General features: G+C 44.6%; 10 protein-coding genes and 1 tRNA gene. 4 read left to right on the top strand and 7 right to left on the bottom strand.

Annotation, left to right across the window (positions count from 1 at the left end):
* Nucleotides 1-20: 20 nt before the first annotated feature.
* The 4 genes from QME03_RS00390 to QME03_RS00375 all read right to left on the bottom strand — a co-directional run bounded on the left by QME03_RS00390 (nucleotide 21) and on the right by QME03_RS00375 (nucleotide 6,994).
* Nucleotides 21-1,895 carry a hypothetical protein gene (locus tag QME03_RS00390; protein WP_281723082.1) on the bottom strand — a complete coding sequence of 625 codons (1,875 nt, stop codon included), beginning with the start codon at nucleotides 1,893-1,895 and terminating at the stop codon, nucleotides 21-23.
* 26 nt (nucleotides 1,896-1,921) lie between these two features.
* Complete coding sequence (locus QME03_RS00385) at nucleotides 1,922-2,107, bottom strand: aminotransferase (RefSeq protein ID WP_273112274.1); 186 nt, start codon at nucleotides 2,105-2,107, stop codon at nucleotides 1,922-1,924.
* Between the two features lie 1,577 nt (nucleotides 2,108-3,684).
* On the bottom strand, nucleotides 3,685-5,721 hold the full coding sequence (locus QME03_RS00380) for a zinc metalloprotease (protein WP_281723081.1): 2,037 nt from the start codon (nucleotides 5,719-5,721) through the stop codon (nucleotides 3,685-3,687).
* Between the two features lie 310 nt (nucleotides 5,722-6,031).
* The gene (locus tag QME03_RS00375) at nucleotides 6,032-6,994 is read right to left on the bottom strand and encodes a hypothetical protein (protein WP_281723080.1); all 963 of its coding nucleotides are present in this window, start codon (nucleotides 6,992-6,994) and stop codon (nucleotides 6,032-6,034) included.
* Between the two features lie 206 nt (nucleotides 6,995-7,200).
* On the opposite strand from QME03_RS00375, the gene QME03_RS00370 reads away from it, so the two are divergent.
* Nucleotides 7,201-7,275: transfer RNA gene (locus QME03_RS00370), tRNA-Val, on the top strand.
* Nucleotides 7,276-7,424: 149 nt separating this feature from the next.
* On the opposite strand, the gene nadD is transcribed toward QME03_RS00370, so the two are convergent.
* The 3 genes from nadD to QME03_RS00355 form a co-directional block, all read right to left on the bottom strand.
* Nucleotides 7,425-8,006 (bottom strand): nicotinate (nicotinamide) nucleotide adenylyltransferase, encoded by a 582-nt coding sequence (gene nadD, locus QME03_RS00365; RefSeq protein WP_281723079.1) that lies wholly within the window; start codon nucleotides 8,004-8,006, stop codon nucleotides 7,425-7,427.
* A complete protein-coding gene (gene gmk, locus QME03_RS00360; RefSeq protein ID WP_281723078.1) occupies nucleotides 8,003-8,626 on the bottom strand; it encodes a guanylate kinase in 624 nt (207 codons plus the stop codon). Before gmk ends, nadD begins: the two co-directional genes overlap by 4 nt.
* Before the next feature lie 220 nt (nucleotides 8,627-8,846).
* Nucleotides 8,847-9,722 carry a YicC/YloC family endoribonuclease gene (locus QME03_RS00355; RefSeq protein ID WP_025815399.1) on the bottom strand — a complete coding sequence of 292 codons (876 nt, stop codon included), beginning with the start codon at nucleotides 9,720-9,722 and terminating at the stop codon, nucleotides 8,847-8,849.
* 90 nt (nucleotides 9,723-9,812) lie between these two features.
* Between QME03_RS00355 and tsaB the strand changes: the two genes are divergently transcribed.
* The 3 genes from tsaB to murA all read left to right on the top strand — a co-directional run bounded on the left by tsaB (nucleotide 9,813) and on the right by murA (nucleotide 12,474).
* Nucleotides 9,813-10,505: a tRNA (adenosine(37)-N6)-threonylcarbamoyltransferase complex dimerization subunit type 1 TsaB gene (tsaB, locus tag QME03_RS00350; RefSeq protein WP_025815400.1), complete on the top strand. Its 693-nt coding sequence runs from the start codon at nucleotides 9,813-9,815 to the stop codon at nucleotides 10,503-10,505.
* A gap of 68 nt (nucleotides 10,506-10,573) precedes the next feature.
* Entirely contained in the window at nucleotides 10,574-11,167 is a 594-nt protein-coding gene (locus QME03_RS00345; protein WP_025815401.1) for a DUF4290 domain-containing protein, read from the top strand.
* A 2-nt stretch (nucleotides 11,168-11,169) separates the two neighbouring features.
* Nucleotides 11,170-12,474 carry a UDP-N-acetylglucosamine 1-carboxyvinyltransferase gene (gene murA, locus QME03_RS00340; protein WP_281723077.1) on the top strand — a complete coding sequence of 435 codons (1,305 nt, stop codon included), beginning with the start codon at nucleotides 11,170-11,172 and terminating at the stop codon, nucleotides 12,472-12,474.
* The last annotated feature ends 34 nt before the right edge of the window (nucleotides 12,475-12,508 follow it).

The raw sequence follows: 12,508 nt of genomic DNA, 5'->3' as shown, positions 1-12,508 counted from the left end.
AGAACCCACTTAGCACTTTACTATTTGATATTTTTAAATGGAGCAAACGCTGCGTCGGCTTGTCCGTCATCGTGATCTAAAACAGGGCGAATAGATGCAGCCTGACCTTTGGTTCTTCCTTGCAAATCAAAGTCTTTCGGACCGAACCTAAACATGTAGACCAGCTGTTGTCCCTGTGAAGTAGACGACTGATACTCGCCAAAAGCACCACTACCCCAAGTCATATCTCTATATCCCATGTATTTGTTATATATGGCGCGATTTCCTGCAATAGGCAAGAACAATCCCATATTGGCTTTAACCAAGGCAGTAACATTGCTATACTTATAATATGCCTTCACACCTGTTGGGAATGCCTTTTTTCTATCGCCCGACCCAGGTTGATTAGTGGTGAAATATGCACCATAAACAATAGTTCCCTTATCTGTGTAACAGAAAGCAGGTATCACATTGGCCTTCTCTGCCAGTGTCTCCAACTCTGCCTTAGTAGGCATACGGTATTTCTTATGGTTATTCATGGTGTGATACCAAACAAGATCGCCATAATGAGCCTGTTCCCTATTTACCTTACTCGTTAAGTAAGGCAAATCATTATTCCAAAACGTCTTACCCAAGTCCTGGTCCTTGGGTGTTCTCTTGTAATCACCCGCAGTTAGTTCCAAAGCTCTTGAGATTGCGCCAAAACGCCACAAGTCTACATCATTCACCTCTTGTTCTGGAAGGTCAGCGAATTGTGAAGACACAAGCATGCTGCCAGCTTGGGTTTCTTTCCGGTTGCTACCTATATATATTGCGCGCTTCGAAATCCACCATTGTGTAGGCGCAATACCCCAATATTTTCGTCCATTTTCCTCGTAATGTATAAAGTTTCCTGTAGCCCAGTTAACACCTTGCACATTAACACTAGTAGCCTGTTTGGCTTCTTCCATTTTCAGCACGTCGGTGCGATACACATTGTCGGCAGTAAATGTAAGCGGCTTTGTGCTATACACCTTCTTATAACATTTGTTACCAACATAGGCCATAATCAAAACATTGCTATATTTTCCAGGAAGCAGCGCCGCATAGGTATATTTACCACCTTCTGAACTAAACGTTTTGCCAGCACCTGCCGTCAAAACCAGGTTTGTGCTTTCGTCTTTAGGATTATTAGCAACAAACTCTCCCGTTGAAAGGTCGAGCACGTCGATTGTCTTTATATTTGAAATATAAATAGAATCGATGTTTTTAAGGGGCGCATTGTTCTCGTCGGTAAAGCGTAATGCCCATATAGACACTAGGCGTTTTAGGTCACCAATATTAACATTTACATCTGTTTGGGTTACACTCTTTGGACTCTTTTTCATCCATTGATAATCAAAGCGCTTACCAATGGTTTCTAACGTACCATCTTGAGCGGTAAGATTTAACTCTACCAACTTTTGTATCTTATCGCTTTCATCGTGATACACCTCATTACCATCTTTTGTAGCAGTAACAGGTTTAATTGTTTTGGGCGCACTCTCAGCTGCCTCGCCAGGATAAAGAAATGCAATTTGGCTACTTGTAGTAATAGCACTTTTAGAGTTAATCGTACCTTTAAAGCGAGCACCAGCCCCACTGCTTAAGCTTGATATATACGAATAGCTACCTTGGTTTAGCTCATCGTTAAGTACATAAGCAATAATTTTATCGCCTTGTTCCCAAGTAGACTTCACTTTGTTTTGCGCATCAATACTCAGCGAGCGACTTGCTCCCGAATGTTCTTCGGCCACATTTGCATCGGCCACAATATTATAGGTATAGTGCTGGGCGCTTTGGCTCACAGTATTATCCAAATCGTCTTGACAGCTCCACAACAAAGGGGCTGCCATCAGGGCACAAGCCACTGAAAAGAAAACTTCTTTCTTATTCATTGTTACATTTTAAAGTCAAAAATTGATTATTCTTCTTCATCAAACCATTGTTCTTTTGCAGATGAAGGTCCAAAGGGATTTGGTGTTGTTTTATCGCCTCCTGTTGGGTCGCCACCTTCTTTGGGGTTAGTGGTTTCTGCACTAATAACAAGCAATGCACTTTCGTGTTGCGCCAAATAAACGGCAACACTGGGTTTTACATACTCTTTCATATTCTCGTAGCTCTTTAGTTTGTTGTTTACCTGAATTTAAATAAGACTCTAATTTTTATCTTGTTAAGAAAAAACTGAATTTCTGCGTGCAAAGTTACTTAATTTTAACGAAACAATATCAATTTAATTAAAGATTATTATCAAAGATGGCCATATTTTCATTTTTCTATACATTCTAGAGGCATTATTTTACAATTCAACGTCATACGGATTCATAATACGCGCATACACGGCCCAACACATTATATCCCCATTAACAATAAAACGCGTGTTCGTAATATCAATATACCCACGATATGGCCAACCAGACACCTATTATTTAAACACCAATAGGCAAGCCTGTAACCCATCTATCACCCATATCGACGGCTTGAGTAGTTTAGTTTGTGCTTAATGGTTGGGCATATGCCCTGTTTGTCTTTGATGATGTGGCAAATCACGCCAAGAGAATAAGACAAGCAAGATGCCGACAAGAAAATAAAAGATGATAGGAAACAACACAAAAACAAAAGTTATGGAAACATTGTGGCCTAATGAGCGATTTGGGTTTAAATCTAAATATATGGAACGTTGATGTTAAAACCAATGCTATTATCTTTACAAACAACATCAAACAAGACTTCCATTCTAGAGAAAACCGCCTGCTAAAAAGCATAAAAACAAGGCTATTTCTATACCTTTTAAACTTCATCCTGCACCTAATCGAGGCGCTAAGTTCGCATTTTGCACGATTTAGTAGCGCTATTTGCTCGTTATTCCATAAAATTTCGACTGCAGCATTTCAGCTTTTTCATCCTAAAAACACTCTTTTTGAGTACTTTTTCACCCCTCAACCACACCATTTACACACCAATCGAGAGCAAATTCAGCCCTATCAGCACGCAAAATTATTCACTTTGTTTTGCATTTTATATCAGTTACGCTTGCATTTAGCACCATTTAGGCTTACATTTACTACGAGTTAGCATTGCGTTTAGCACGAGTTAGCATGGCGTTTACTACGAGTTAGCAATGCGTTTACTATGAGTTAGCAATGCATTTTGCTGCAAATAGCACAATTTTGCTGTTATTTGCCTGCCACATTGCATAAATACACCTTTTTTAGACCAGCTCTTGACCTATCAACTTCAACAAACAAGCACCCCACTTTTTGAGAAACAAACTTCAGCGAGAATTGAATATTTGCGACTAACCCAAATGCTCGGCGAAAAAAACGGCGTATTTCATGTTAAAATTATTCTTTTGTTTTTACATTGTCCCACGTAAGACAAACAAGCCACAACTACAAACAAGTAAAAACAAGGGGTAGAACGATTGCGAAGTGGGTGCTACAAGCAGAAAGCATAACACAAAAAATGCCCAGACCGCAAAAAACACTAATCCCAAACAAGTTGTAACATAGTTACACACATCAGCAACTTTGTTACAACAAACCACAACGAGACGATAGAGCACCGCCGACACAAGAGAAAAGCAGTTAGAAGACTCCAGTTCATAATCCAGACCAAAGCCACACACCACCTTATAACCAATAAAAACACAACGCGCCCCACCCCAACGAGGCTAGACAACAATACTTAACGACGTTTTTGCAGCAGAACATACCACGTTTTCCATTGCGGTGAACTGCATTTTTGCGCCATCACGCCCAACTTTACACGCAACACAGACAGTCGTTGCTGTGCCCACAACTGCTCTGCGCTTCGCTTCGGCGCACCTTTCACCATCTTGTTCAACGCCTCCATACACCTTAATTGTAAGTTGGCCTGATAGTTTGAAGGCCATTTTGCAGCATCGAAGTGAAAAAACAGGGCGTTAACAATGCTATCAAAATGCTCGTTGGCGGTGTATGCACCTGCACGTTTGCCTTGCTTCAACAAACAGGCAAAGGCCACATTGCTCAGTAATATATCGCACACTCGATTGATAGAACTATTCATTTCCTCGCTCATGGTAGTGAGTCTATGTTGAGTTATCACCTTGCTATACAAGCCTTCATCGGCCATCAGCAGGTATTTTATCAACAAACCTGAGCTTTCGCGCTGCAATTGCGACGAACGTTCTGCGCTAAACGTTTCTGCCAAAGCCTCCAATTGCCTTCCATACATCCCCACGGCAAAACGATAAATGCTCTTCAAAGAAGTGCCGTTGTTGAGCTGTTTATTCCCAACAACAGCTGGGTTACAGTCTATTCGCCTTATCAACTCTAGCACATTTTCCATCACATGCACACGCTTCATAAAAGGCGAAACATCGCTAATACAAGCCTTAGGCAATGCCGAAAGACAAGCCAGCAAATTGGTTTGTTCTTCTTTAGGCGTGTCACCTTCGGCCAAAGCATAGGCGTATGCAAGCGCACGCACGTCGGCAGCAGTGGGCTGTAAGGCACCTGGTCCGTAATCGGCAGCATTTTTCACGCCTAACACATTAGCCAAAAGCGACATTACCACGCCTTGAATGCCCTCTTGCACCAGTTCTTCGTCGTAGGCATGATTGTACAATCGCTTATCAAGCTGCGATTGAAGTAGAAAATAATCCAAACCTTTACCAGCTACAACAGAAGAAGCCAAACAAATCCAACATCGCAACAGTTCGCCAGAAACAGGATGACGTAAAACCATAGACTCGCTTTTGCCTCCATTCATACTGAAAGAGATGTACGCACGTTGCTGTGCCAAACCTATATCGGGGCTAACACGTTGCACCTGCAGCGCATTGGCTATACCAACATTGGCCAAAACCTTGTTCCAAACCTCTACGCCAGCCTTTACAGCACCGAAATATTGGGGCGGAAACAAACTATCTACATAAAAAACAAGTGGCTCTTTAAGCACCCAACGACATACCACAGGTACTGTATTGCCCTGCGATGAAAGATTGCCTAGGTCTTTATGAACCAATCTTATGGGAGCTAACTCTTTAGGCAGAAGTTGCACACGACAACTAATATCCAAGGGCAAACTAGCGTCGGGCAGCACAATCATCGAACTAGACAACATTTTATCTTCTGCTTGACCACCATAATAACGCCTCACAGAAAACTGCATTGTACTTCCCAGAACCTTGACCTTCAACAGCGAAGAAAGTTCGGGATATAGTTCGCGAATCTCATTTTGTGCTTTAACATCAAACCAATTATCACCTGCCAGCAACGTTTCGGTAAGATCTATAAGCGCCGAACCTGTATTTGTGCGCCCCACAATGGCAAAAGCCATCTCCTGTTTGCCGGCATCATTGATGGGCTTAGTTTTGCTTTTATCGTACTTATCCAAAGCAACAAACGAAATGGTTTGCGCATCTTGCAATTGGATACGCGCCACACCTACCGAATGAATGAAGTGCGAAACATAACCAAAACCCCTATCAACCTGTGCACTTATCAGCACATGCCTACCTATATAAGCCTGAGGTATCTCCATATAGACATGCCCACTATCTACATGCACAGGCAAATCGCCCCCATAGGTTTTAGCCATCACACTCCAAACTATTTCTTTTGGGGCAGACGAAGCTTGGTTTTGTGTTTTACTTTGTGCTTGCGCGCCAGTCTGTGCGCTACAAACCACCACAAACAAGAGCAGCAAGAACGCTATAAATGTTTTTCGTAAATTCATATTTAAGTTGTAGTTCACATTCAATATTAGCTAATGACTTAGGCGAAATCATATTTCGTGGTATTAGTTACATCGGCGGGATGTATTCAGAGCATCACTTCCCGGTCTATATTGCTGTAGCAAGCACCTATCAACCAGTTTTTCCCTGAATTACAATAAGCATCCACAGAGAGAACGTTGCAAGCAATCCACCACAACGTGCACCCTCTGCACCGCCTAAAAGCATTGTAAGCCAGCGATTGGTACACCCTTACATAAAGAGGAGTGACACCAATCGTCCAGCCATAGACAAGCAGAAGCTCACGATTATTTAATGGCTGCAAAAGCCTTCCACAGTTTCTTCCTCGTCTTCGTCTCCCACCACATCACTTTTATCGGCATCCATCACGCCCGCAATATAATATTGGTATTCGTGTCCGGGTTTAAGCTGCATCTTAAGTCGCCTATAAACCTCCGTTCCATCGGTTTTTGTGTAGCTCACCACACACGTTTGTGTTTGCATATCCATGCTGTAAACAGCTAGTGAACGCAGCCAACGATAATCGAATTGTGGCGAAGCAAGCAACAAATTGTTTTTCAGTTTCTGACTTTGCAGCTGTTTAGCAAAGGCCTTAGTGCAATATCGGTTAAGCACCTGCTTAATAGCATCGGCGTTGGGCGAGGCTTGGCTCAATTCGTTTACATAGAGCGAGAAGAACCAATACACATCATCAACATACCCATCCATATCTCCATCCGCCGAACATAACGAAGCTTCGTACTTACGCACCGAGCCATCGCCACCCAATGCCAAGATATACTCAGCGCAATTGTCGGTTTCGGGTTCGCAATAACCAAAGCCCACGTACACGGTTGTGGGCGTAATCTCGAAATATTCGGCCAAACTAAGACTAAAGCCATCCATGTATCCCGAGCCTGCAAGTGCCTTAGAGTCTACCTTATAGTTTTTAAACACAGGCTTTCGGGCCTTGAAGATATTGAATTTAACGGCGTAATCCGCATAAACATCGTTACCCTCGGTGAACTTCCTGCCATTGTAGAACTGGCGCGCATGTATCTCCCAATCGCCAACAGTGGTGTCAACACGCACAGGTTTTTCAACAAACTTAGAATAATCTGTTTTGTCTTCTTCCTCCACATACAGCCGCACACTGTCTTTTGCGGTCGCAAGCGAGTCGCCCCCAGCGCTATTGGCATCGGATTTTTTATTCCCAGAGCAAGCCATTATCAGCATCAAAGCCAGCAAAGCAAACATAAAGTACTTAACGTTCATAAGCTAATCATTATTTAGGTGAATGCGCAAATGTAATAAAAATAACGCTATCGCCATACATTCATGCCACATTATTTTACATAGTACCTAAAAACAAGGCGATAAAATCACAAAAATGCGGGTAGAAAATATTTTTTTCGCAATTTGTTTGGAGATATGACGAAATCTCCTTACCTTTGCATCGCTTTTAAAAAATAAAGACATTGGGGCGCTTAGCTCAGCTGGTTTAGAGCATCTGCCTTACAAGCAGAGGGTCGGCGGTTCGAATCCGTCAGCGCCCACTCAAAGATAAGTCTCGTTTTCAACATGAAAACGAGATTTTTTTGCGTTTTAGAGGGATAAAAGAAAGCCATGTTGCGATATCAAAAAGTCGACATTGCAACATGGCTTTTTTTATTTTTGTTGTTTTCCACTAACCGTTAGTGGGCTCTCACCTATCGTTTCCATATTTTTCCATCACCATTTGTTCCACCGTAGCAGGCACAAGTGCACCAATAGGCAGGCCCTCGGCGATGCGTTGTCTAATGTCGGTGCTGGAGATGTCGTAAAAAGGTGTATTTAGAAGCGTCACATTGGGAGGTAAGGTGCTCGCATCTATATCATATCCACGACGCGGAAAAATCGCAATATCATAGTTGGCTAAGATGTCGGCGTGATGATCCCACTTGGAAAATGCCACCCAATTATCAGCCCCGATAAGGAGAACGAACGAGCGTTGCGGTTCGTCTACTGCTAAAGATTGCAGCGTGCGCCAGGTGTAAGAAGGCGTTGGCAGATGCAATTCGTAGTCGGTGGCATAGAAACGAGGTTCGTAGGCAATTGCGGCTCGCACTATTTCGAGCCGTTCTTTGTCGGCCATCAAGTCGTTGGCGTTGCGTTTAAAGGGATTTTGAGGCGACACCACAAACCACACTTCGTCAAGGTTCATATCGTCTAAGAATTGTTGCGCCAAAGCGATATGCCCGTTGTGAATGGGGTTAAACGAACCGCCATAGAAGCCTGTGCGTATCATGAGCGCGAAAGAAAAGTGGTGATAGCCTCAAGCGTTTCGCTCTTAGCCGTCTCCAAGTCGTCGTTTACGATTACTCGGTCGAACTGCGAAGCAAACGACAACTCGTATTCAGCACGCGCAATACGGTCGTTTATCACTTCGGGAGCATCCGTCGCCCTACCCTCAAGACGTTTACGAAGCGCCTCAACAGAAGGCGGTTGAATGAAGATACTCAAGGCTTTATCGCCATAAAAGCGTTTGATATTACAGCCACCTTTAACATCTACATCGAAAACAACGTTCTGCCCAGCCTCTAATTGTCGCTGAACCTGTTCTTTAAGTGTGCCATAAAAGCGGTCGCTATACACCTCTTCGTACTCCAGAAATTCGTCGTTGGCAATGCGCTGCCTAAACTCTTCAGGCGAAAGAAAGAAGTATTCCACGCCATGCTGCTCAGTTCCACGGGGTGATCTGCTGGTACACGATATGGAAAAAGCCAATCGCAATTCAGGATGCGACTGCATCAGCCAGTTGATGATGGTGCTTTTACCCGAACCCGATGGGGCTGAGAATATCACCAAAGCACCTTTGTGCTGCGCCGAAGACTGCCCGTTAGGGTTGTTATGCTGGTTATTATCCATAGTCATTGAGTTGATTTGAGTTGATTTGAGTTGATGAATTGGTGAACAGATGTGTTGGCGAGTTGATGCGTTCGGTCTTATTTTGTTGTTCAGTTTATCGCTCGTAAATCTAAGCACTCAAATACTTAGAGAATAAAAAATCACGAACTATAATACTCACAACCTAAGAAACAGAAAACATCACAAGCTCACAAGCTCGCGAACTCACGAGCTTACGAACTTACAAAACGTTTAACACTTGCTCTTTAATCTGTTCCAGCTCGTCTTTCATCATCACCACGATGTTTTGCATCTCGGCTTGATTACTTTTAGAGCCAGTAGTATTAATCTCACGACCCATCTCTTGAGCGATAAATCCCAGTTTTTTACCCTGTTCGCTCTCGTCCACCATCGTCTTAGCGAAATACTTCAAGTGGTTGACCAATCGCTGTTTTTCCTCGCTTATATCCAGTTTCTCAATATAATAAATCAGCTCTTGTTCCAGTCGATTCTTGTCATAGTCCACCTCGGGAATATCTTTGAGAGCATCAACGATGCGACTTTTAATTTTCTCCACCCTTGCTTTCTCGTACGGTTCGATGTCGGTCATCAGTTTACCAATGTTCTGCAGTTTCTCTTCAAACTTCTTTTGCAGAGCCAATCCCTCCTGTTTACGAAAGTCAACGATGTGTTTCAAAGCCAGTTCGATGGCGCTAAGTGCCGCCTTCCACTCCGCTTCGTCGAGAGTTTCCACCTCGGTTCGCGTAGTAACATCGGGCATTTTGAGCAAAGTGGCATACCAATCTTGAGGTTCGGGTATGCCCGTTTTAGCCGAAATGTCTTTAATTTGGCGGTAATAGTTTTCTACTAGAGCTGCATTGATGGGCGCAGCGTCGGTCACCGCATCTTTTTCCACCCAGATAGAGAAATCAACCTTACCTCTAATGAGTGCTTTTGCCACCATTTGTCGCATCTCTATTTCCTTCTCTCTATACAAAGGTGCAATGCGTGTAGAAAGGTCTAGCGTCTTACTATTGAGCGACCTCACCTCCACGTTTATTTTTTTGTCGTTAAAGGTCACAACAGCCTTGCCGTAACCTGTCATAGATTGTATCATACCATGCGTGTTAATTTCTGTGCAAATGTACACATTTTAAACGGAAAAAGCGTAATTTTGCAGTTTAATATATGAATACTGAATAGGATTATGTCGTGCATATTAAATATAGAAACAAGCACTGAGGTATGCTCGGTGGCTTTAAGTAACGACGGTGAGTGTATCTTTAACGTTGAAGATCACGAAGGACCGAACCACGCGGTGAAGCTTGGAACATTTGTAGACGAGGCTCTTTCGTTTGCCGATAGCCATGCTCTGCCATTAGATGCCGTAGCAGTGAGCTGCGGTCCGGGTTCTTATACGGGCTTGCGCATAGGTGTTTCGATGGCCAAAGGCGTGTGTTATGCCCGCAATACTAAACTCTTGGCGGTGCCAACGCTGCAATTGCTTTGCGTGCCTCTGCTGCTTGGCGAGAAAATTACAACCGACGATGCTCTACTATGCCCCATGCTCGACGCCCGACGCATGGAAGTGTATGCTGCGCTCTACAACAGAGCGTTGAAAGAGGCTCGACCTGTGGAGGCCGACATCGTGGAAGCCGACACCTACAAAGCTTTTCTCGACCAGCATCCAGTATATTTCTTTGGCAATGGAGCCAACAAATGCAAAGCCGAAATCGTACACCCCAACGCTCATTTCATTGACAATGTTGAGCCTTTAGCCAAAAATATGACACCATTGGCAGAAAAAGCCATGGCCGAACAACGTTTTGAAGATGTGGCATACTTTGTGCCGTTCTATCTGAAAGACTTCGTAGCTAAGGCTGCTAAGCCTCTGCTCTAAACCCTCGCGCCCACAAATGGTCGAATAAATAAAGATAATGAACAACCGAATATCCACCACTTAAGATAATGAACATAGAAGGATTGGACTATAACACACAACGCGAACAACTGGTTTTACCCGAATATGGACGCGAAATACAGAAGATGGTAGACCACGCCTTGACGCTGCCTACTAAAGAAGAAAGGCAGGCTTGCGCCGAATCTATCATCGCCACAATGAGCATTCTCTTCCCACAGGGCTATGATGCCATTGACTTGGAACATAAGTTGTGGGACCATTTGGCCATCATGAGCAACTTTCAGCTAGACATCGATTATCCTTTCGATGTGTCGGAGGCCATCAAAGCTGCAACCAAACCCCAACGCGTGGGCTACACTTCGTCGCACATCCCCGTGAGACACTACGGCAAACTGCTCTTCGAGACCTTCGAAAGACTGAAAAATATGCCCGAAGGGGAAGAACGCGATGCTCTGGTTAGACTCACGGCCAACCAAATGAAACGCGCGTTAGTTGAATGGGGACACGGCGCTGCTGATAACGAACGCGTGGCATCAGACCTCGCTGCGTTCACCAATGGCAAAATACAACTAGACTTAGACACATTTAAGTTTGAGAAATTGCCTGCTAGAGAACCCGAGAAAAAACGCAAGAAGAAGTAGCCATGCAGTCGTTTCTCATTGAGGGGGGGCGCCCTCTGCAAGGCACTATCACACCACAAGGGGCTAAAAACGAGGCTCTGGAGGTGATTTGCGCAGCCATTCTCACCACCGAAGAGGTACGCATCAGCAATGTTCCCGACATCTTAGACGTGAACAATCTTATCTTGCTGCTGGAAGATATCGGCGTGAAAGTGACGCGTCATGCACGCAACGACTACTCGTTTAAAGCCGATGAACTGAACCTCGACTTCCTCTCAAGCGACGAGTTTGTGCACAAATGTGCTACCCTGCGTGGCAGCGTGTTGCTCATCGGACCGCTTTTGGGACGCTTTGGCAAAGCGATGGTGGCGCAACCGGGTGGCGATAAGATTGGTCGAAGACGACTAGACACCCACTTCTTGGGCTTTAAAATGCTGGGCGCTAGCTTTAATAAAGTGCCCAACCGCAATGTCTACGAGCTGCAGGCCAAGCAATTGCAAGGCAGATACATGCTGCTAGACGAAGCTTCGATTACCGGAACAGCCAACATTATCATGGCGGCCGTGCTGGCTAAAGGCCAAACCACCATCTATAACGCGGCTTGCGAACCTTATATTCAACAGCTTTGCCGACTGCTTAACGCCATGGGCGCACGCATCAATGGCATTGGTAGCAACCTGCTTACCATCGAAGGGGTTGAAACATTGCACGGTGCCACACATCGTGTGTTGCCCGACATGATTGAAGTTGGCTCGTTTATCGGTATGGCTGCCATGGTTGGCAAGGGCATTCGTATTAAAGACGTATCGGTTGAAAACCTCGGACTCATTCCCGAAGCTTTTAAACGCCTGGGAATTAACATCATTATCGAGGGTGATGACCTCGTTGTGCCACACCACGAACACTATCAAGTTGACGAGTTTATCGATGGTTCGATTATGACTTTGGCCGATGCGCCATGGCCAGGACTCACTCCCGACCTCCTTTCGGTGCTCATTGTGGTGGCCACTCAAGCGCGGGGCAGTGTGCTTTTTCATCAAAAAATGTTCGAAAGCCGATTGTTCTTCGTGGATAAGGTTATCGACATGGGCGCGCAAATCATCTTATGCGACCCGCATAGAGCTGTGGTTATCGGTCACGACCATAAGTTGCAGCTGCGCGCTGGGCGCATGACTAGTCCCGACATCCGTGCTGGTATCGCCCTGCTCATTGCGGCGTTAAGTGCCAATGGCACTAGTCAGATAGACAATATCGCACAGATAGACCGCGGATACGAGGACATTGAGGCACGTCTGAATGCCTTGGGCGCTAACATCAAGCGCGTTTAGCCACTCGCAACCCTAGAAAAAGCCACATACTACA

Origin of the sequence: Hoylesella shahii (genome assembly GCF_937990675.1) — a bacterium.
GTDB classification, from domain to species: Bacteria; Bacteroidota; Bacteroidia; order Bacteroidales; family Bacteroidaceae; genus Prevotella; species Prevotella shahii.
Note: the sequence above shows the minus strand (reverse complement) of the source record. Positions and strands in the feature narration are given on the sequence as shown.